18 protein-coding genes are annotated in these 21141 nt (G+C 70.8%); 5 read left to right on the top strand and 13 right to left on the bottom strand.

Translation table 11 applies throughout. The features are described 5' to 3' along the window. Nucleotides 1-934: 934 nt before the first annotated feature. From ACFPFQ_RS16515 to ACFPFQ_RS16565, 11 genes are all read right to left on the bottom strand, one after another. Nucleotides 935-1378: a pyridoxamine 5'-phosphate oxidase family protein gene (locus ACFPFQ_RS16515; protein ID WP_379619621.1), complete on the bottom strand. Its 444-nt coding sequence runs from the start codon at nucleotides 1376-1378 to the stop codon at nucleotides 935-937. Nucleotides 1379-1433: 55 nt separating this feature from the next. Beyond that, nucleotides 1434-3128: an AMP-binding protein gene (locus ACFPFQ_RS16520; protein WP_379619622.1), complete on the bottom strand. Its 1695-nt coding sequence runs from the start codon at nucleotides 3126-3128 to the stop codon at nucleotides 1434-1436. Nucleotides 3129-3155: 27 nt separating this feature from the next. Next, entirely contained in the window at nucleotides 3156-4052 is an 897-nt protein-coding gene (locus ACFPFQ_RS16525; protein WP_379619624.1) for a 3-hydroxybutyryl-CoA dehydrogenase, read from the bottom strand. Continuing rightward, nucleotides 4036-5514, bottom strand: coding sequence for an aldehyde dehydrogenase family protein (locus ACFPFQ_RS16530; RefSeq protein ID WP_379619626.1), 1479 nt, complete (start codon nucleotides 5512-5514; stop codon nucleotides 4036-4038). Before ACFPFQ_RS16530 ends, ACFPFQ_RS16525 begins: the two co-directional genes overlap by 17 nt. Continuing rightward, on the bottom strand, nucleotides 5511-7133 hold the full coding sequence (locus tag ACFPFQ_RS16535; RefSeq protein WP_379619627.1) for an AMP-binding protein: 1623 nt from the start codon (nucleotides 7131-7133) through the stop codon (nucleotides 5511-5513). Before ACFPFQ_RS16535 ends, ACFPFQ_RS16530 begins: the two co-directional genes overlap by 4 nt. Continuing rightward, on the bottom strand, nucleotides 7130-7537 hold the full coding sequence (locus tag ACFPFQ_RS16540) for a hotdog domain-containing protein (RefSeq protein WP_379619629.1): 408 nt from the start codon (nucleotides 7535-7537) through the stop codon (nucleotides 7130-7132). Before ACFPFQ_RS16540 ends, ACFPFQ_RS16535 begins: the two co-directional genes overlap by 4 nt. After that, nucleotides 7537-8880 carry a glutamine synthetase family protein gene (locus ACFPFQ_RS16545; protein ID WP_379619631.1) on the bottom strand — a complete coding sequence of 448 codons (1344 nt, stop codon included), beginning with the start codon at nucleotides 8878-8880 and terminating at the stop codon, nucleotides 7537-7539. Before ACFPFQ_RS16545 ends, ACFPFQ_RS16540 begins: the two co-directional genes overlap by 1 nt. Continuing rightward, complete coding sequence (locus ACFPFQ_RS16550; protein ID WP_379619633.1) at nucleotides 8877-10556, bottom strand: flavin-containing monooxygenase; 1680 nt, start codon at nucleotides 10554-10556, stop codon at nucleotides 8877-8879. The genes ACFPFQ_RS16545 and ACFPFQ_RS16550 overlap by 4 nt, the downstream gene beginning before the upstream one ends. Nucleotides 10557-10676: 120 nt before the next feature. Then, nucleotides 10677-11780, bottom strand: coding sequence for a Zn-dependent alcohol dehydrogenase (locus ACFPFQ_RS16555; RefSeq protein ID WP_379619760.1), 1104 nt, complete (start codon nucleotides 11778-11780; stop codon nucleotides 10677-10679). Continuing rightward, nucleotides 11780-12541, bottom strand: a complete 762-nt coding sequence (locus ACFPFQ_RS16560; RefSeq protein WP_379619635.1) for a gamma-glutamyl-gamma-aminobutyrate hydrolase family protein — start codon at nucleotides 12539-12541, stop codon at nucleotides 11780-11782. Before ACFPFQ_RS16560 ends, ACFPFQ_RS16555 begins: the two co-directional genes overlap by 1 nt. A gap of 74 nt (nucleotides 12542-12615) precedes the next feature. Next, the gene (locus tag ACFPFQ_RS16565; RefSeq protein ID WP_379619636.1) at nucleotides 12616-13488 is read right to left on the bottom strand and encodes a phytanoyl-CoA dioxygenase family protein; all 873 of its coding nucleotides are present in this window, start codon (nucleotides 13486-13488) and stop codon (nucleotides 12616-12618) included. Nucleotides 13489-13786: 298 nt separating this feature from the next. Between ACFPFQ_RS16565 and ACFPFQ_RS16570 the strand changes: the two genes are divergently transcribed. From ACFPFQ_RS16570 to ACFPFQ_RS16590, 5 genes are all read left to right on the top strand, one after another. Beyond that, nucleotides 13787-15295, top strand: coding sequence for an APC family permease (locus ACFPFQ_RS16570; protein WP_379619638.1), 1509 nt, complete (start codon nucleotides 13787-13789; stop codon nucleotides 15293-15295). Nucleotides 15296-15402: 107 nt separating this feature from the next. After that, entirely contained in the window at nucleotides 15403-15987 is a 585-nt protein-coding gene (locus ACFPFQ_RS16575; protein WP_379619640.1) for a TetR/AcrR family transcriptional regulator, read from the top strand. Then, nucleotides 15984-16928 (top strand): alpha/beta hydrolase, encoded by a 945-nt coding sequence (locus ACFPFQ_RS16580; RefSeq protein WP_379619642.1) that lies wholly within the window; start codon nucleotides 15984-15986, stop codon nucleotides 16926-16928. The genes ACFPFQ_RS16575 and ACFPFQ_RS16580 overlap by 4 nt, the downstream gene beginning before the upstream one ends. Nucleotides 16929-17106: 178 nt before the next feature. Then, nucleotides 17107-18018, top strand: coding sequence for an NAD(P)-dependent oxidoreductase (locus ACFPFQ_RS16585; protein WP_379619762.1), 912 nt, complete (start codon nucleotides 17107-17109; stop codon nucleotides 18016-18018). Beyond that, entirely contained in the window at nucleotides 18015-19118 is a 1104-nt protein-coding gene (locus ACFPFQ_RS16590) for a hypothetical protein (protein WP_379619644.1), read from the top strand. The genes ACFPFQ_RS16585 and ACFPFQ_RS16590 overlap by 4 nt, the downstream gene beginning before the upstream one ends. Before the next feature lie 206 nt (nucleotides 19119-19324). Here the strand turns inward: ACFPFQ_RS16590 and ACFPFQ_RS16595 are convergent, their stop codons facing one another. Together ACFPFQ_RS16595 and ACFPFQ_RS16600 are read right to left on the bottom strand one after the other, a co-directional pair. Further along, nucleotides 19325-20482, bottom strand: coding sequence for a serine hydrolase domain-containing protein (locus tag ACFPFQ_RS16595; protein WP_379619646.1), 1158 nt, complete (start codon nucleotides 20480-20482; stop codon nucleotides 19325-19327). A 210-nt stretch (nucleotides 20483-20692) separates the two neighbouring features. Beyond that, nucleotides 20693-21100 carry a phenolic acid decarboxylase gene (locus tag ACFPFQ_RS16600; RefSeq protein WP_379619647.1) on the bottom strand — a complete coding sequence of 136 codons (408 nt, stop codon included), beginning with the start codon at nucleotides 21098-21100 and terminating at the stop codon, nucleotides 20693-20695. Nucleotides 21101-21141: the final 41 nt, after the last annotated feature.

Genomic DNA, 21141 nt, shown 5'->3' on the forward strand with positions numbered 1-21141 from the left:
CCCGACGCTCCCCCTCGGCAGGCGCGGCCCTGCGCAGCGTGGGTGTGCAGGTGGCGGTCAGCTGGGCCGTGGTGGGCGGCTACCTCGCACTCGGGGTCCAGCTCACCGCGCGCCTGACCGGCACGGACGATCACGCGCTCGTCGCTGATCATCGTCGTCGTACAGGTGCCCGCAGGTCTGGTGCAGGTGCTGCCCCGCGGCCGGCCCGGCGCGCGGCGTCCATCGGGTGCGCGGCACTCCTCGCGGGGGGCCGCGCTGGGCATCGCCGGTGTTCGCCCGTGCAGACGGTGATGTCCTTCACCGCGGCCGCGATCGTCGGCACGGGCTTCGGCCTGTCGTTCCTCGCCACGCTGCGCACGGTCAGTGAGGACGCGGCTCCCTCCGAGCGCACACGCGCCGTCACCTGCTACTTCATCCTGGCTTACCTGGCGGTGAGCCTCCCAGCGGTCGCGGGCAGGTTCGCGCAGATGCGGTGGGGCCTCACACGGCCTATTCCTCGTCCGTCGCGGTCGTGTTCCTCGGCTGCCCGGTCGTCGGCGTCCTGCTCCTCCGTCGACACACCGAACCGGCCGAGAGCTCCCGGTGACGCCAACAGGTCGACAGAAGCTCCGCCCACCTGCACGACTCCTGGTCGTTGAACAGGTCACCGAGTCGAACCGCGGGAATGCCGTGGGAGGACCGATGACGACCGGTCCGCCGGCCCGTGGGTGACGCCAGCAGGTTCGCGGCGGAGCCGCGTCTGTCGTCGACGAGATCGTACCAACCTCCGAGGCACGCATCCCGATCACGGACATTGGCCCCTCCCGGGTCCGACCCTCACCTACGACGTCGTCGCGGTGTCGGACGGCGCATTCTTCCGGCTCCCCGAGCACCTCGAGCGAATCGCCCGCAGCCGCGCGCCGGCGCCTCGTCCCGCCCGTGGCGCCCGGACGGATCAGCCCTCGACGGGCGGGAGGGACGCCGCCGGACCCAGGTCGCCGCCGATCCAGCGGCGGGGGGACAGGCGCACGGTGACGAAGGAGTCGACCGCACTGCGCGCCACGTAGTGGTCGCGGTGCTCAGCCGGGAGGTAGCGGTCGACGATGCGGTAGAGGAGGTCCCGGTCGGTCGGGGAGAACGACACGGCACCCTCGGCTGCGGCATAGCGCATGGTTGGCGCGGACCGCTGCACCAGGAACGTCGCACTGCCCGCCGCACGCAGCAGCCTGACCTTCCTGGACGCCTCCTCCGTGGTCATCAGCAGGTCGCCGCTCGCGGTGTCGTGCACGAACCAGAGGGGCACCGACAGCGGTCCCCTGCACTCCCCTGCATCGACGGACAGCACCGCCGACACGGGCTCCGCCAGCAGCTCGGCGCGGTCGCTCTCGGTCAGGGCCATCGTGTCTCCCTCGTCGCTCCTCGTCCGGCGGTTCCCACGGACTCCCGCGGCCGCATCAGGAGAAGTCCTCCTCGCGGTACTCCCCCGGGCGCCGGCCCGGGCTGTCCCGTTCGTTCGCCCGCAGGTCCACGCGCCGGATCTTGCCGCTGATGGTCTTGGGCAGATCGGCGAACTCCAGCCGCCGCACGCGCTTGTACCCGGCGAGGTGGACCCTGCTGTGTGCCAGGATGTCCGCGGCGAGCTCCCGGCTCGGCCGGTGCCCGGGGACAAGCGTCACGTAGGCTTTCGGCACCGCGAGGCGCAGCTCGTCCGGCGCTGGGACGACAGCGGCCTCCGCGACCGCCGAGTGCTCGATCAGCACGCTCTCCAGCTCGAACGGGCTGATGCGGTAGTCGCTGGCCTTGAACACGTCGTCGGCGCGTCCGACGTAGGTGATGTAGCCATCGGCGTCCCGGGCCGCAACGTCGCCGGTGTGATAGCGGCGGCCGCCCTCGAAGACCTCGGCGTTGCGCTCGGCGTCGCCGTGGTAGCCGGTCATGACGCCGACCGGCCGCTCCGGCCGGAGCACAACGCAGATCTCGCCCTCATCACCAGGCTCGCCCGACACCGGGTCGACGAGATCGATCTCGAACCCGGGCATCGGCCGGCCCATGGACCCGGCGATGATCGGCTGCCCCGGCGGGTTGCCGATCTGCAACGACGTCTCGGTCTGCCCGAACCCGTCGCGGATCGTCAGGTCCCAAGCCCTCCGTACGACCTCGATGACCTCCGGGTTGAGCGGCTCACCCGCGCCGACGAGCTCACGGAGCGAGAGCCGATCGCGCCACGTCGCGAGGTCCTGCTGGACAAGCATCCGCCACACGGTGGGCGGTGCACAGAACGTCGTCACCCGCTCCGCCTCCAGGACCTGCAGCAACGCTGCCGCCTCGAACCGCTCGTAGGCGAAGACGCAGATCGTCGCGCCCGCGATCCACGGAGCGAACACGCACGACCACGCGTGCTTCGCCCAACCGGGGCTGGAGATGTTGAGGTGGACGTCGCCGGGCTGGAGCCCGATCCAGTACATCGTGGACAGGTGCCCGATCGGGTAGCTCGCATGCGTGTGCTCGACCAGTTTCGGCAACGCGGTCGTGCCCGAGGTGAAGTAGAGGAGCAGAGGGTCGTCGGCGTTCGTCGGGCAGTCCGGCACGAACGGTTCGCCGACGGTCCGGCTCTCGGCGTAGGACAGCCAGCCGGGGACGAGCTCGCCCACCGCGACGCGAACGTACGAGCCCGGGACAGCCGCGAACCGCCCAGCGAGCTCCGAGCGCGCGACGACGACGCCCACTCGCCCACGGTCGACCCGGTCGCGCAGGTCCGCCTCGGCCAGCAACGTCGTCGCTGGGATCATGACGGCCCCCAGCTTCATCGCGGCGAGGAGGGTCTCCCACAGCTCCACCTGGTTACCGAGCAGGACGAGCACGCGGGTGCCCCGCTTGACGCCGGCCTGGCGCAGCCATCGTGCGACCTGGTCGGACCGTGCCGCCAGCTCGGCAAAGGTGTGGCTCTCGGTGGTCCCGCCGGGGCCGACCAGGCGCAGCGCGGGCAGGTCGGGCGTCTCCGCGGCCAGCACCGCGTCGAACCAGTCGAGCGCGAAGTTGAACTGCTCCGGACGGGGCCAGGCGAACGCGATGCGGGCCTTGTCGTAGTCGGTGCGGTGCTCGAGCAGCAGGTCCCGGGCGGCGCGGAAGGTGTCGGTGGTTGATGCCATGGCCACTCCTGAGAAGATGTAGGGACATCAGGCGTAGGTGAAGAAGCCCCGCCCGCTCTTGCGGCCCAGCCGGCCGGCCGCGACCATCTGCGCGAGCATCGGCGAGGGCGCGTAGAGCGGTTCCTTGAACTCCGCGTACATCGACTCGGCCACGGCGGCGGTGGTGTCGAGGCCGATGAGGTCGATCAGCCGCAGCGGGCCCATCGGGTGGCCGCAGCCGAGCACCATCCCGGTGTCGATGTCCGCGGCCGAGGCGAAGCCCGACTCGAGCATCCGCACGGCCGAGAGCAGGTAGGGCACGAGCAGCGCGTTCACCACGAAGCCGGCGCGGTCCGGGGAGCGGATCGTCGTCTTGCCGAGCAGGTCCGCGGCGAACGCGACTGCGCGCCGCTCGGCCTCCGGGCCGGAGACCAGCGTGGGGACGATCTCCACGAGGGCCATCACCGGGACGGGGTTGAAGAAGTGCACGCCGACCACGTTCTGCTGGCGCGAGGTGGCCATGGCGAGCTTGATGATCGGGATCGCCGAGGTGTTCGACACGAGCAGCGCGTCCGGGTCCTCCACGACGGCATCGAGCCGGGCGAAGACGTCGATCTTGAGCGCCTCGTTCTCGGCGACCGCCTCGACGACGAGCGTGCGGTTGGCCAGGCTCTCCAGCCGGTCGCTGAACCTGATCGCCCCGAGCAGGCGCTCCGCGCCGGGCCGGTCGAGGGCGCCGCCCCGCACGGCCCGGTCGAGCGAGCGGGACACCGCCGCGCGGGCCCGGTCCACCCCGGCCGTGTCCTGCTCGACGAGCACCACGTCGAGGCCGTGGCGGGCGCAGACCTCGGCGATCCCCGACCCCATCAGCCCGCCGCCCAGGATGCCGACCGTCTCGGGTGACCCGCCCTCGGCTGGCACCCGGCTCTCAGATGACGAGGTCATCGCTGTCCACTCCCACCACTCGGTCGCCGCTGAACACGCGGACGGATTCCGCGGGGCCGTGCCCGCCGATGCCCGATCCGCCCCAGAACCCCTGCGCGGAGCCGTCGCCGAGGTCGGCGAGGTGCGCCCCGTTGATCCGGACCTCGCCGCAGGTGACGCGCTCGCCGATCCGCAGGGCGTGGTCGAGGTCCGTGCCGTAGACGTAGGCGTCAAGTCCCGACGGGTGCGCGTTCGCGAGCCGCAGCGCGTCCTCGTCGGAGTCCACGGCGTGCACGGACACTGCGGGCCCGAAGAGCTCGTCGGTGGCGTCCCCCGGATTGCCGCCCACGGCGAGCGCAGGGGCCAGGAAACAGCCGTCCCCGTCCGGGGCGGCGACGGGCCGCACGATCTCGGCGCCGCGGTCGCGGAGCGCCTCGATGCGGTCGCGCACCAGGTCGCGGTGTGCACCGTGCGCCAACGGACCGAGCGTGGTCGCGACCTCGAGCGAGTGCCCGATCCGGACCAGCGCCAGCTGGGCGCCCAGCGCGTCGACGAGGTCGGCGGCGACCTCGCGGTGGACGAGCACCTTGCCCGGGCCCTCACACCACTGCCCGTTGAGCAGGGTCATCCCCTTCGCCAGCGACGCCGCAGTCGCGGGTACGTCGGCGTCGCGCAGCACGAGCACGGGGTTGTTGCCGCCCAGTTCGAGCTGCAGCAGCGTGAAGTGCTCGGCGGCCGCGCGGGCGATGCTGCGGCCGGCGGCCTGCCCCCCGGTGAAGCACACGATCTTCACCCGCGGGTCCCCGGTGAGCGCTGCTCCGACGTCGCCTGCCCCGTGCAGGACCTGGAATGCGGCGGCCGGGACGCCTGCGCCGTCGATCGCCATGGAGATCGCTTCGGCTAGCGGCCGGGCCGTGGCGGCGGCGTACTCCGACGGCTTGAACAGCACGGGGCAGCCCGCCGCGAGCGCGCTCGCGACCTTGCTCGCGGCGATGAACGACGGCGCGTTCCACGGGGTGAGCACCGCCGCGGGCCCCCAGGGCAACCGGAGCAGCCGCACGTCGCGCCCGCCGGCGGAAAGCGACCGGGTCCGTGGGTGCGCGAGGCAGTCCTGCGCCGCGGCCCTGAACCGCGCCGGGACGAACCCCGCGACGACCCGGGTCGTCGCGATCGGCACACCGCTGGCGAGGGCATCGGTGACCGCGATCTCCTCGACCCGGTCGGCGAGCGCGTCGGCGACCCGGTTCAGCAGCGCCGCCCGCTCCGGCGCGGGCACGTCCTGCCACGTCCCGTCGCGGTGCAGCGCCTCAGCAGCGGCGAGGGCGCGCTCCACGTCCGCCGGTGTGGTCGTCGCCATCAGGTGCACGGGCTCGCCGGTGTTCGGGTCGGTGTTCCACCGCCCGGGAATCACCGGCGCAGGCCGCCACTCCCCCGCGATCAGGGTGCGCGGGGCGTCGAGGGTGGGCGTGGGGAGGGGCGTCATCGCGGTGCTCCAACCGTTCGCGCCGGCCGGTCGGCCTCGGCGTCCTGGGTCCGCGCGGGATCGCCGGTCCCGCGCAGCGCGGGCTTATCGACCTTCTCCGTCGGGGTGCGCGGCAGGGCGTCCACCACCTGCACGTAGCGCGGCACCATGTACGACGGCATCACGGTGCGGCAGAACGCGACCAATGCCGCCGCCGTCGGGGCGGTCCCCTGCCGCGGCTCCACGAAGATCTTCACGTCCTCCTCGGTGAGCTCGCTGGGGACGCCGACCGCGGCGCACCCGGCGACGTCCGGGTGCGTCTCGACCAGGCGCTCGACCTCGTGGGCCGAGATGTTCTCCCCGCGGCGGCGGATGGTGTCCGACAGCCGCGACCGGAAGGAGAGCCGGCCGTCGGCGGAGAGGGAGCCCAGGTCCCCCGTTCGCACCCACCCGTCCGGGTGCAGGGTCGTCGCGGTCGCCTTCGGCATGCGGTGGTAGCCGCTCATGACCAGGCCGGGCACGCGGCCCCGCACCCAGATCTCCCCGACCTCGCCGGGATCGTTCTGGACCCCGCGCTCGTCGACGGTGATCACCTCGTACTCGTCGATCACTCGCCCGCAGGACCCCTCGCGGTGCGGTTCGCCGAGCGGGTCGTAGACGGGCACTCCCGCGTCGGTCGACCCGTAGACCTCGACCAGCGGGAAGCCGAAGCGCGGCTCCCACTCGCGGTACCACTCCGGCATCGGGACGCCCCAGGCGAACCGGACGCGGTGGCGCCGGTCGTCGGGCGACGGCGGTCGCCGCAGCAGGATCGTGAGGGTCGCGCCCATGAAGTTGAAGACCGTGGCGCCGAGCTCGCGGACCTCGGTCCAGAAGTTCGACGCGCTGAACCGCTCGCCCAGCGCCGCGGTGCAGCCCGCGGCGAGCGCCGCGGAGACGGTCAGGTTGGCCCCGTCGATGTGGAACAACGGGAACGGCGTGTAGAGCACGTCGTCGGGACGGATCCCGAGGTGCTTCGCGTGCAGCCGGCCCTGGCTCGCCATGTAGCGGTGCGATAGCGCGCATGCCTTCGAGCGACCGGTGCTGCCCGAGGTGAACAGCAGGGTGACGACGGCGAGGTCGTCGGCGACGTCAGCGATCGCCGCCGGGGGCCCCTCCCCGGAGCAGGGTCCGGCCCAGCGCGACACCTCGAACGGCGCGGGGACGCCCGGCGGCTCGCCACCGTGGACGACCACCCGCTTCAGGCCGGGGACGAGCGGCGCGACCTCACGCACCCGCTCGAGGCAGGACACGTCGGCCACGAGCGTCGAGACCTGCGCGGTGTCGAGGACGTGTACGAGCTGGTCGCCCATCAGCGCTGGATTGACCGGGACGTGCAGCACGCCGTTGCAGGTCAGCGCGAACCAGGCGGCGACCTGGTCGGGGCCGGTGCCCATCATCAGGCCGACGGCGTCACCCGGGCCGACCCCGGCTCCGGCGAGCCGGCGCCAGGCCCGGTGGACCTCCGCCGCGAACCCGGCGTAGGTCAGTTCGCCGGCGGTGGTTCGCAGGAACACCCGTTCGGGATGCTCGCGCAGGGAGCTCGCGAGCATTCCCGGGAGAGAGGACGACCGCTCCGGGTCGGGGACGGCGCTGGTCATGCGGGCGTCCTGTGGTCGCGCGGGACGACGACCGTCCCGCGGGCGCGGGTCGCGAGGAGCGGCTCCCCCAGGACCGTCGAGCGCCCGCCTGGCCCGTCCGCTCGGCACAGGACGCGCAATTCGAAGGCCACGCTCCGGCTGCGGGCGCCCGTCCCGGTGAGCCACGCCTCGACCTCGACGACGTCCCCGCCCCGGACCGGGGCAAGGAACTCGACCGAGGAGTAACCGGCGAACAGGCCCTCGTGGGCGTCGTAGACGATCGAGAGGTGGGTCGCGGCGTCGCCGAACAGCGTCAGCCCGAACGCGCCGTCGACCAGGTTCCCGCTGTAGTGCGCGTCAGCGTGCGTGACGTAGCGCCGGTGGACGACGGCAACCTCACCGTGAGCCGCCCCCGGATCGGTCATCAGGTCATCTCCAGGTAGCGGTCGATCTCCCAGTCCGTGACGGCCTCCTGCCACTTCGCGAGTTCCCACCGGCGGGTGTGGAGGTAGTGCGCGACGAACTCGTCGCCGAGCACGAGGCGGGCCCGCTTGGAGGCGTCGAACGCGACGATGGCCTGCTCGAGCGACCGCGGCAGCGGCGGCGCCGCGGTGTCGGCGTAGCCGTCCCCGCGCAGGACCGGAGCCGGGTCGAGCCCGTCGCGGATACCGGCCAGCCCGGAGGCCAGGGTGCTCGCGAGGATCAAGTACGGGTTGACGTCGGCCCCCGGCACGCGCAGCTCCAGGCGGGCGCTGCGGTCGTCGTGGGTGATCAGCCGCAGCCCGGTGGTCCGGTTCTCGACGCCGACGTTGATCCGCGTCGGGGACGACAGGTAGTCGCCGACCCGGCGGTAGGAGTTCACGAACGGCAGGGCGACCAGCGCCGTCTCCGGCAGGTCCCGCACCAGCCCGGCCGCGAAGCGGAGCAGGTCGTCGGACGCGTTGTCCGGCCGGTCGGCGTCGAAGAAGGTATTGCGCTCGTCGTCTTTCCCCCACAGCGACACGTGCACGTGTCCGCTGGACCCCGGACCGGTCGCGCACGGCCGGGCCATGAACGAGACGGTGAGTCCGTCGCGGGCCGCCAGTGCCTTGAGGGCGTGCTTGGTCATGACGATGTCGTCGGCGACGCGCAGCGGGTCACCGTGGTCGATGTTGATCTCGAACTGGCTCGCGCCCCACTCGGTGAGGGCACCCTCGACCGGGATGCCGTACTCCTGGAGCTGGCGCGACCAGCGCTCCATCAGGTCCATCCCGCGGTGCGGGTGGTACCCGTGGTTGCCCGCGAACATCGGGCTCGCCGCGACCGCCATCGGGCTGTTGCGCGGCTCAGGCCGGCCCTCGAAGACGAAGAACTCCAGCTCCATGGCGACGTCCGGGGTGAAGCCGGCCGCGGTCGTCTCCTCGGTGATGCGGCGCAGCATGCCGCGCGGGCACAAGTGCACCGGCGCGCCGTCCCAGTCGACGTAGTCGCAGATCGCGGTCGCCACGCCGGCCTCCCACGGCAGCGCGCGCACGGTGTCCGGGTCGACGCGCATGCGGATGTCCGGCCACCCGGTCTCCCAGCCGGTGTAGCTGCTCACCGGGTCGTAGACCTGGTCCTGCAGGTCGATCCCGAAGACGTAGTTGCACTGCGAGAGGGTGTCCCCACCCGCCTTCGCGGCGGTGAGCTGCTTGCACCGCCAGAGGCCGTCGAGGTCGACGCCCCCGGCGCGGAGGGTGCGGATGCCCAGCTCGGCGAGCCGGGTACCGAGATCGGTCGCTGCACTCATCGGGCCGCTCCTGTCCTAGTCCTGGTGGGGGCCGTTCCGGTGGGGCTCGGGTCCTCGTCCGCGGGTGTCAGGCGGAGGCCGCGATAGCCGTGCGTCGCGACCTCGTCGCAGATCTCCCGGTAGTTCCCGACGCCGCCCGCGTAGGCGAGGAAGGACGCGGGCTTGCCCGGGATGTTGGCGCCGCGGTACCACGACTCGGTCGTGGCGTAGAGCGTCTCGCCGACGACCTTGTCGACCAGGTCGACCCAGTCGTCCTGGGCACCGGGGTCGACGTCCACCCGGTCCACCCCGCGCTCGCGGATGTGGACGAGGAGCTCGGTCACCCAGTCGACGTGCTGCTCGATGGACACCACGAAGTTGCTCAGCACGCCCGGGCTCTGCGGTCCCCCGATCATGTAGAAGTTCGGGAAGCCCGCGGTCGTGAGCCCGAGGTAGGTCCGTGGCCCGCTCGCCCACTCGGTAGCCAGCGACCTGCCGGTGGAGGTCGTGATGCCGAGCTTGAGCAGCGATCCGGTGACGGCGTCGAAACCGGTAGCGAGGACCAGGACGTCGATCTCGACCTCGCGGCTGCCCGTGCGGATGCTCCGGGCGGTCATGTCGACGATCGGCTCGTGCCGCAGCGATACCAGCTCGACGTTCGACCGGTTGAACGTCTCGTAGTAGTCGGTGCCGAAGCAGGTGCGCTTGGCGCCGAAGGGGTGATACCGCGGTTCGAGCAGGGCTGCCTTCCCCGGGTCGTTCACGACCTCGCGGACCTTGTCGCGCAGGAAGCGGGCGGCGGTCTCGTTGGCGTCGAGGTCGGTGAGCAGGTCGACGAACTCGTCGCCGACGGAGGTGAAGCCGCTGACGAGGTAGGCCGCCTCGTACCGCCGGCGCCGCTCCTCCTCGGCGACGTCGAACGCGCGCTGCGTCGTGGGCCTGTCGGGGAAGCCGCGGGTGGAGCGGCGGCACTCCTCCCGCACCGCGGCGTAGTCGGTCTTGATCCGCGCCACGAACTCCTGATCGAGGGGGGCGTTGCGCGCCGGCATGACGTAGTTGGGGGTGCGCTGGAAGACCGTGAGCTCCTGGGCGACCTCGGCGATCAGCGGGATGCACTGCACCCCGGAGGAGCCGGTCCCGATGACCGCGACGCGCTTGCCGGCGAGTTCCTGCATCGGGAGGTCCCAATTGCTCGTGGAGACCGTGGTCCCGGTGAACCTCTCGATGCCGGGCACGTCCGGCGTCTTCGCGGTGGACAGGCAGCCGACGGCCGAGACGAGGTGGCGACCGCGCCGGATCTCACCCGAGTCGAGCTCGACCTGCCAGAGCCGTTCGTCCTCGAGCCAGGTCGCGGCGACGACGCTCGTGCCGAAGGTGAAGTGGCGCCGCAGGTCGAACCGGACCGCGACGTGGTCCAGGTAGTGCAGGATCTCGGGCTGGGTCGCGAACCGCTCGCTCCACTCCCACTCCTGCTGTAGCTCCTCGGAGAAGGAGTACGAGTAGTAGATGCTCTCGATGTCGCAGCGGGCGCCGGGATACCTGTTCCAGTACCAGGTCCCGCCCACGGCCTCGGCTCGCTCGAAGCCTGCGACGGTGAAGCCGGCCCGGGTTGCCCGGTAGCTCACGTACAGCCCGCCGAAGCCGGCACCGATGCAGAGGATGTCGACGATCTCGTCGTCGTTGGCACTGCTCGTCATGTTTCCGTCCACATCTTCCACGGCGTCGCGACGCCTCCAGCGTTGCTGGGCCACGAGATTCAGGAGTTGGGAATGGCACCGCTGCGGCCGGCCTCCACCGGTGTCCGGCTGGTCGCGCCGCTACGCGCCCATGTCGACGACGACACGCGTCGCCTTTCCGTGCCTCATGAAGTCGAACCCGTCATTGATCTCTGCGAGCGGCACGACCTCGCTGACCATCTCGTCGAGAAGCAGCGCGCCGCGCCGGTAGAGCCGGGCGTACTCCGGCACGTCGGCGTGCATGCGGCTCGATCCCATGTAGGAGCCGATGACGCGCTTCTCCTCGACGAACAGCGCGTCGGCCGGTACGGCGACCGTCGTCCCGGACGGAGCGATCCCGACGACGGTGGCGGTCCCCCCGGGCCGCAGGATCGCCACCGCCAGCTCGGCCGTCCGCCCGCTGCCCACTGCCTCGAAGCTGAACTCCACGCCGCCGGGCACGACGGCGTGCACGGCCGCGCGCACGTCCGGCGCTGCGCCGTCGACTGTCGCGGTCGCGCCGTAGGACATCGCGGCGCGCAGACGGTCGGCGGACAAATCGACCGCGACGATCTCCGACGCCCCGGCAAGCCGGGCGCCCTGGACGACGGCCGAGCCGACCCCGCCGCATCCGATGACCGCAACACTGCTGCCCGGCCGGACGCCCGCTCCGTGGAAAACCGCGCCGACACCGGTCGCGACGCAGCATCCGAGGAGACACCCGACCAGGGTGGGAACGTCGCCGGGCAGCGGCACGGCCGCGTTCTCGCGCACGAGGATGTGCCGGGAGAACCCGCCGACATCGGCGAGGCGCGCCACCGGTGTGCCGTCGGGCAGGGTGTAGGCGGGCCGGGGCCGCCTGCGGACCTCCCCCGAACGAGAGCAGATTGTCGGCCGCCCGCTCTCGCAGTACCCGCAGCGCCCGCAGGAGGGCACCAGGCTGACGACGACGCGATCGCCGGGCCGGAGCCCGCTGACGTCGGCGCCGGTCCGCTCGACGACCCCGGCCACCTCGTGGCCGAGTACGGCCGGCAGCTCGACCTCCAGCGTTCCGCGCACGTAGTGCAGGTCGCTGTGGCACAGGCCGACGTGCGAGACCGACACGAGGACCTCGTGCGGCTCCGGCTCGTCGACGACCAGCGCCCCTACCGCGAGCGGCTCGCCCGCGGCGCGCAGCAGCGCCGCCTCGGTGCGGATGGAGGCCATCACGCCCCCTCCTGCACGCCGAGGGGCCGCGCGGCGGCGCGGGCGGCCTCGGCCACCAACCACACGAAGACCGGTCCCGGGTTGACCTGCCACTCCGGGTGCCACTGCACCCCGAGCACCGGGCGTCCCGGGAGCTCGATGATCTCGGCCACCCCGTCGGGCGTCCGCCCGGTGACCACCAGTTCGGGGCCGGGCTCGGCGACGGCCTGGTGATGCCAGGAGTTCGTGACGAACGAGGCGCCGAACAAGGCATGGGCGAGCGAACCCTCCACCGTCCGCACGACGTGGTCGGCCGCCCCATCGTGGGGGGCCGCGGCCGGCGAGAGATGCTCAACCCCGGTGTCCTCCAGGTGGGGCACGAGCGTCCCGCCGAGGGCGACGTCGAGCACCTGCGTTCCCCGGCAGACCCCGAGAACAGGGACCCCCGCGGTGACCGCACCGCGGGCGAGGGCGATCTCGTGGGTGTCCCGGGCGGGGTCGTAGACGATGTAGCTGGTGCGCGGGTCACCGGAGAATGTGTTGTCCACGTGCGCGTCCCCGCCCCACCGCGTCGGGTGGACGTCCTGCCCGCCGCTCAACACGACGGCGTCCACCCCGCGCAGCACCTCGGGCCACGTCGCCTCGAACGGCAGGTACACGGGCAGACCTCCGGCCTCGGAGATACTGCGGGCGAAGTCGGCAAGGAACGAGTCGAAGTCGGCACCGACGTAGCGCGGATCGCGATCCGCGGCCAGCGAGCCGTGCGATCGGCGTCCCGTCACACCAACGATCGGCCTGGGACTCCTGGACATTGCGGGCTCGATCCCCTCACCGATCAGCTCGACAGTGCGGGAGGTCACCCGAACTTCATCGTCTCTGCGTTGGCGTCGCCGAAGAGAGCCGACGGGTCCTTCATGATCCCGTTGACCTCGATGTAGCCCAGGAACGGTTCACTCGCCTGATACCCGAGCAGGTTCCGGATGTCCGGGTCCAGCGTCGCTGCGATCTCCGGCGGGTAGGTCAGGTAGGCGTTCTCCTCCTGCCGGAGGTAGGCGAGATCGAGGGTGATCGTGATGCCGGTTCGGGACGAGTCGGACCGGTTCTCGCCGCCGCCGTGGTAGGTCGACCCGATCCAGATGAGCGCAGATCCCGCCGTCATCACCGTCGACACGGCCTCCTCCAGCCTCGGAGCGCGCTCGTCCGACCACTTGTGAGATCCCGGCACCACCAGCGTGCCGCCATTCTCGGCGGTGAAATCGGTGGCGGCGAACATCACCTGGACCCTGGGCACCTGGTAGCCGGCCGGGTGGCGCCACAGCCACACGATGTCATCGCGATGCAACAGCTGTGCACCCTCGCCCGGGCAGATGTCGATCACCTGGGTGGCGCCCACCTGAATCCGGGGTACTACCTCGAGGCGCTGCTCGCCGGTCCACCCGGTGACAGGCCGGCACAGGTAGTGCTCGGCCGCACCCCGAAACAGTGGCTGCCGAACGATCGCCGCGCCGTGTTTGGTGCGCTTGAACAGCCCGCCCAGACGGCGGGTCCGCTTGCCCATGAAGTCCTCTTCGCCGAAGCCGCCGCTGTCGAGGACCGGGCGCAGGTCTGCCTCGAGACCCGCGGTCGTCTCCGCGTCGAGGAAGTCCCGAATGATGACGCCGCCATCGCGGTCGATAACGGCGACAACGTCCTCCACCGTCGCCGTGGGTTCGAGGGTCGTGAGTCCCATCTGCAGCCTCCCAGGCAGCATCAATGCGTGTAGATCACACGACTCGATCAGATGACCAAGTCGTCTGACCGTAGCCACCGTCCTGCGGGGCCGTCAAGAGCGACGTCCCGGCCCCGCCCGATCGGCGGCTCGGACAACCGGAACGACTCGGATATACCTCCAGAGTTGCCGAGGGAGCCTTGACCCGGCGCTCCCACCAGTGCAAACTGCCGGGTCATCTGACCAAGTCGGTCACTTGATCGTATTGCTTGGACGTTCGAAACGCGACAGCCCGAATCCGCACCTGAGGAGATCGCGCATGGCCGAGCTCGAAGCCGACACGTCGTCGGCGACGCCCGTCGACATCCCGTCCAGCCCAGGAACGGCGGCCGCGGCCGAGGAGGCTCGCGAGGTTCAGCGCCGCGGCCTGTCGGGTCGGCTCCGCACCGTCGACGTCATCGTCGCGGTCGTGGCGGCCTCCGGGCCGATCGCCGCCGTCGGCGGCTACATCCCCCTCATCATCGTCTACGGCAACGGATCCGGGGCGCCCGCCGCACTCGTCGCCGCGGCTCTGCTGCTCATCGTCTTCAGCGCTGGGTACACGGCGATGACCCGCTACATGACCAACCCCGGGGCGCTCTACGCCTACGTGACGGCCGGGCTCGGCCGCCCGGCCGGCCTGGCGGCCTCGTGTCTCGCGATCGTGACCTATGGGTCATTCCTCGTCGGGGTCTACGCGTTCTTCGGCCTCGTCACCGACAATCTGGTGCAGAACACCCTCGGCGGACCCGCGATCCCATGGTGGGTCTACGGCCTCGCCTGCTGGGTCGCTGTCACGGTGCTGAGCTACCTGCAGATCGAGCTGTCGGCGAAGGTGCTGATGGTGGCGCTGACGGCGGAGATCGCGATCATCGTGGTCTGGGACGTCGTGACGATCAGCCAGGGCGGGGCGACGGGCCTGGACCTCGGGCCGTTCACCTGGGGCCAGTTCTCGCAGGGCTCGGTCGGACTCGCGATGCTCTTCGCGATGGGCCTGTTCGTCGGGTTCGAGACGACCGCGATCTATCGCGAGGAGACGCAGAACCCGGCCCGGACCATCCCCCGCGCGACCTACTCGGCCGTCGCCCTGATGGGCATCCTGTACGCCGTGGCGGCCTGGGTGCTCGTCATGGCCGTCGGCACCGACAAGATCACGGCCGCCGCGACCGCGGACCCGGCCGGCCTGTTCAGCACGACCGTCGGGCACTACGCAGGCCGGATCGCCCAGGACGTGACGGCGATCCTGCTGGTCACCTCCACTCTGGCCGGCCAGCTCTCCTGCCAGAACGTGCTCGCCCGCTATCTGTACTCACTCGGGGTCGACGGGATCCTGCCGACCCGGTTCGGACAGGCACATGACCGACACGCGTCGCCGCACCGCGCCGTCGCGCTCGTGTCGAGTGTCGTCCTTGCGTTGCTCGCCGTGCTGATCACCGTCGGCGGCGACGCCACCACGATCTACGCACAGTTCGGCGGGCTGCTCTTCTACGGACTCCTGCTCATCATCACGCTCACGAGCCTGGCGATCCTCGTGTTCTTCCTGAGAAACCGGCACCTCGAGGCCGGGATCTGGGCGCGCTATCTGTCACCGGGCATCGCACTGGTCGCCCTCTCCGTCATCTGCTACCTGGGGACGACGAACTTCACAATCCTCAGCGGCGGGAGCACCGCGATTGCCGTTACCTTCGTCGCGGTCACGTGGGGGCTCGCCCTCGCGGGCGCCGGCTACGCGTTGATCCTGCGCCGGACCAGGCCACACGTCTACCGGCGCATCGGCCGCAACTCCTAGAAGAGGCCGCCGCGTCCCTCGCGACCAGAACCGTAACGGACTTGGACACTTGTTATGATCAGATGACCAAGTCAGATGCTGGAGAGGTCGCCATGGCACACATCCCGGTGGAGCAGCGCAAGGACGAGTTCGTCGAGGCCGCCGTCGCCGTGATCGCCGAGCACGGCGTGCGCGGCGCGACGACCCGGCGAATCGCCGAAGCCGCAGGGGCGCCACTCGCCTCGCTCCACTACTGCTTCAACCGCAAGGAGGATCTGTTCGTCGAAGTCTTCACCAGGATCGGTGTTCTCCTCGTCCCGGCCGACCAGACCGGCACGGCCGGGACGAGATCCCCACGCACGGTCGGCACATTCCTGTGCAGTGCCATGGACTGGCTGCTCGCGAACGAGAACTACGCGATCGCGCAGGTGGACCTCTACCTCTGGCTGTTGCGGAAGGACCCAGACAAGGCGCCGCGCCCGTACGAGATCCTCGCGGACACCTGGATCCGGCTGCTCACGCAGGAGCAGGACGAGCCCCGGGAACTGTTCGTAGAGGCAACGTGGCTGGCCATCTCCGCGATGGACGGACTCACCCTGCAGTGGTTCTACCAGCGCGACGACGAGCGGACGCGGCACTATGCACGCATCCACGCAGACTTCGTCGACCGCCTCGTCGAGCAGGGCCGCAAAGCCCTGGTCCGATCGCCGTGACCGCCGCGACCGGACGACTCGACCCGGATGCCATGGCGGTCGCCCGGTCGCTCTCGCGGATCCTCCCGCGGCCGTTCCACGAGCTCGGCGTCGCCGACTCCCGGGCGGTCGCGGCCGACCTCCGGCCGCGCGGAGAACCCGAACCGATCCACGAGGTCCGGGACAGCGAGATCCCGGGAAGGAACGGCCTAGTACCGATTCGCCTCTATCGGCCACAGGGCGCTGTGGAGTTGCCGGTCGCCATCTATTTCCATGGCGGCGGATGGACCGTGGGATCACTGGATGGCGTCGACGCAGTCTGCCGCGCGATCGCCAACCGCAGCGGCTGCGTGGTCGTCTCCGTCGATTACCGTCTGGCGCCCGAACACAAGTATCCGACCCCCTTGCACGACTGCGTCGACGCCGTCGCGCACCTGGCCTTGCGCGGCGCCGAGCTGGGCGTCGACGGCACCCGGATCGGCCTCGTCGGCGATAGCGCGGGCGGCAACCTTGCCGCAGCCGTGGCTCTATGGGCTCGCGACACGGTCTTGTTGAAGCTCAGGTGTCAGGTGCTTGTCTACCCGGCGACGGAATTCGCCGTGGATCGTCCATCCTGGAGTGAGCACGCCGACGGGCCCCTCATCACCACAGCCGACGTGATGTGGTTCTGGGGTAACTACCTGCGGGACGAGGGCGACCGCCGCGATCCGTTTGCCGTCCCCGCCGCCGCCGCGTCGCTTGCCGGCCTTCCCCGGACGCTCGTCATCACGGCCGCTGTGGACCCCCTGCGCGACAGCGCCGAGGCGTTCGCAGCCCGCCTGCTCGCGGACGGGGTCGACGCGTCGGCCTCACGGTACGACGGCGTTTTCCACGGGTTCTTCACCGAGATCGGGACGTTCCGGGCGACGGACGCGGCGGTCTCGGAAGCGGCGCGGTTCCTCCGCAACTCGCTTCTGCCCTAGCCCGGGCGGCGTCCCACCGCACCGGGATCGAAACCGACCGGTCTGGCGTTGACACCCCCCTCGATCTGCGTCAGGCTGATCCGATCAGTTGACCAAGTCGATTGATCCAATATTGTCCTGACCCACCGCGGTGTCTGCGCGTCAATTACGAACGTCCCGTCTATCACCGCAGCAACAGATGGAGGAACGCATGCAGTCGACAATCGCCGTGATCGGCGCCGGGCTCATGGGGTCGGCGCTGGCCGAGGTGCTGCTCCGGTCCGGCCGGCCCGCCGTGGTCTGGAACCGCACGCCCGACAAGTGCGGCCCGCTTGCCGAGAAGGGTGCGACCGTAGCGAGCTCAGCCGCCGACGCGATCGCCGGGAGCAGTACGACGGTGATCTGCATCAGCAGTTCGGGCGACGTCCTCGACCTGGTCAAGGGTCTGCCCGATGACCTCGACCTGTCCGGACGGTGCCTCGTGAACCTGTCCACCGGCGCCGCCGAGGAAGGGCGGTCGATCGGCGAGCTCGTCACCGCGCGCGGCGGCGAATACATCGACGGCACGATCCTGGTCTACCCGATCGACGTCGGCACCCCCAACGCCGTCATCCAGTACGCCGGCGCGAACGCGGCCTGGACCAGCGCGACCGACGTCCTCACCGTCCTCGCCCCCGAGGGCACGCTGTACCTCGGCGAGGACCTCGATCTCCCCGCCGTGCTCGACGTCGCGCTGACCGGATCGACGCTGGGGGTCGGGCTCGCGTCGTTCATCGAGGGCGCCGCGTACGCCACCTCTCACGGGGTCGAGCTGGACACGGTGGTCGCCGGGGCGATCCGCATCCTAGGAGTGCTGCAGAACGAGATCGTGAAGGCGGCGAAGGAGATCGCCGCCGGCGACTTCACGACCACGCAAGCGACGCTCGACGTGTGGCACCACGGGATCGTGGAGTACCGCGACGCGATCGTCGGGCAGGGACAACCGGCGTTCATCATGAACGGCCTACTCGCGGCGCTCGCCGACGCGCGCAACAAGGGATACGCCGAGTACGCCTACACCGGGCAGTTCCCCGCCATCCACGGCGTTACCGCCACCGGCACCGGCGCGTGACGGCGGACCTGACGCGACACCCCCGCCGACCCGCCGAGACCCGTCCCCGACACGAGGGCGCCGGGGTCGGCGGGATCAGGGCAGTACTGGTGGGCGTGGGCGCGATGAACGCGATCGTCGCCCGCCTGCTGACCGAGAAGGGCGTCGAGATCGTCGGCGCGGTCGGGCGCAGCCCGGAGAAGGTGGGCCGCGACGCGGGTACGGTCCTGGGGCTGACGCACCCGCTCGGGGTCGAGGTGGTCGCCGATGCCGATGCGCTATACGACTCCGTCCGACCCGACATCGCCATGGTCGCCACGTCGAGCTTCATGGTGGATCAGTACGACGTCCTGGCGACCTGTGCCCGCCACGGCGTCAACGCGATCACGATCGGGGAGGAGCTGCTGTTCCCGTGGCACACGTATCCCGAGCGCACCGGCGAGCTCGCCGCCCTCGCCCGCGAGCACGGCGTCACGCTGGCCGGCAGCGGCTTCCAGGACTTCTTCCTGGTCAACCAGGTCGCCGGACTGCTCGGGGCGGTGAACCGGTTCGACCGCCTCGTCGGCCGCGAGTCGTTCAACGTCGACGACTACGGCGCCGAAGTCGCACGCGACCAGCGGATCGGGACGACCCCGGAGGACTTCGCGGCGTGGCAGGCGTCGAGCACGCGCCCACCCAGCTTCGCGCTGCCGATCCTCGCCGCGGTCGCCTCGTCGGCGGGCCTCACCATCACGGGGACCACGGTCGAGCTCCGCCCGGACATCGCGACCGGCCCGATCGAGTCCCGGAGCCTGGAGACCGTCGTCGAGCCGGGCCTGCTCATCGGCTTCACGACCGTCGACACGGTCACCACGGGTGAGGGGCCGATTCTGCAGATGGAGCTGTCCGGCCACATCTACCGGCCGGGCGAGACCGACCGGTGCGAGTGGACCGTGCAGGGCGACCCGAACGTCCGAGTCGTCAACCCGGACGTCGACACCCTGCGCATGACCTGTACCCAGATGGTGAACCGCGTCCCGGACGTGATCAACGCCGATCCTGGCTTCGTGACCCCGGCCGACCTGCCACCGCTTCACTACCGTCCGCGCCCGCTGAACGAGTACATACTCGCCCGGGCCTGACACCGGACGTCGGATGCGGGTGCACGACGCGTCAGCCGACGACCATCAAGGTAGACGCGGCCGGGGTGCCGGGAATCGTGCTGGGCATGTGTGACCTCCCGCGACCCGGGTGGCGCTCCGCGACGAGCCCGACGGCGCACGCGCCGGTACGGCACACACCATCGGCGGTGTGTGCCGTACCCGGACGGTGCGTGCCGTCGGGCTGGTCAGCGGCTCGCGTACAGCGCGCGCTCGAAGTCCGCGTACACGCCCAGCGCCTCCTGCGTGATGAACGGCAGGAACTGACTGTAGATCGCCCCGGTCACGCCGGAACGCGGGTCGACCCAGAAGTGGCTGTTGAACAAGCCGGCCCAGGCGCCGCTGTAGGGGGCCCGCATTCCCGGCTCCCGCCGGACGTTGAGCATCAGGCCGTAGCCCCACTTGTTCCCCGCCGGACCGTTCCACGGTCCGGACACCTCGGGCACGACAGACGGGATGTGGGTGGGGAAGTCGAGGCCGCCGATCTGGTTGGTGAAGGCGGCGTCGACGGTCTCCGGCCGCAGGATCGTGGCCCCGTCGAACGTGCCGCGGTTCAGCAGGGCCTGCTGGAACCGCAGGTACTCCCGGGGAGTGGAGTAGAGGCCGTGGCCGCCCGCCCACCACTCCGGCTCGGGCGCCAAGTCGATCTCGGTGGCCACCCAGCCGCCGCCCTCGGTCGGGACGTGCGCGGGAACGAGTTCGGCGCGGTCCTGCGCCGTCGGCGAGAACGTCGTCCGCGCCATGCCGAGCGGCTCGAAGACGTTCTGGGCGAGGTAGTCCTTCAACGACTTCCCGCTGACCTTCTCGACGACTTCGCCGAGCCAGTCGGTGTTGATGCCGTACTCGAAACGGGTGCCCGGGTCGGCCACCATCGGCGCCGTCAAGCTCACCCGCTTGCCCGCCAGCACGTTCGGGGTGCCGGTGACCTCCTCGTACCGGTGGATGTCGGCGTTCCAGAACCAGTAGCCGAAACCCGCGGTGTGCGTGAGGAGCTGCTTCACCGTTGCGCGGGAGGCCGGCGGCCGGATCCGCGGCGTGTTCTCGTCGAAGCCCTCGAGTACGCCGATCTCCGCGAACTCCGCGATAATTGTGTCGACGGGCGCGTCGAGGTCGAGCTCCCCCCGCTCGACCTGCTGCAGAGCCGCGACCGTCGCGACCATCTTGGTCATCGACGCGACGCGGAATACGGAGTCGGGCGTGACCTGCTCCTCCTGCCCGGCCGCCCGGGGTCCGGCCGACCCCTCGTAGATTTGACCGCTGCGGTCCGCCGCCATCGCGACGACCTGCGGTACCGCTCCCTTGTTCACCGCGTCGCGCAGCACGGCGTCGATGTTCGAACTTTCCACCCTGGCCTCCTTGCCAACGTTGTTCGTTTCTGCCGATGCCGACCGGCCGCGGGCGCGACCATCACGGCGAGATCCTGCGGGCGGCGACCGGCCTCCCTCGACGACGCACACGAGGCTGTGCGAGCGCACACGTAGGGGAAGCCCGTCGTCGAGGTCGGCGAGGATCCGGACGCGCCATCCCGCCTTGCCCGCGGCCGGACACCGCCCCGCTCACAGGAGCTCGAAGTACCCGTCGTCATCCAGGATCGTGCGCGGTGCGTCGGGTCCCACAGCGGCGAGCCCGCGGACGCGCTCGAGGTAGGCGGGGTCCTGGTTGTCGCCGACGAGCACCCGGATGTCGGCGGTCGCCCAGGCGGGGAGAGCCGCGAAACGGTGCGTGGTCTGCGACTCCAGGTACCAGACGATGTTGACGATCGTGCCCACCTCCTCGTGCCAGGAGGTCAGCTCGATGCCGGGCGCGATCCGGTGGTAGTGGATCCGCTGGACCGCGTGCCGCCCGGCGTGCGGTCCCTCCTTCACGGTGTAGTCGATGGTGTCCGCACCCACGATCACCGGGTCGAACACCCATCCGTCCGCCTCGAACCACCGCAGCCGCGTCCCGAGAATCGTGCTGAGCATGTGTGACCTGTCCTTCGCTTGAGGGCGGCGGCGCACGCCTT

This window comes from Pseudonocardia sp. GCM10023141 (assembly GCF_042653605.1).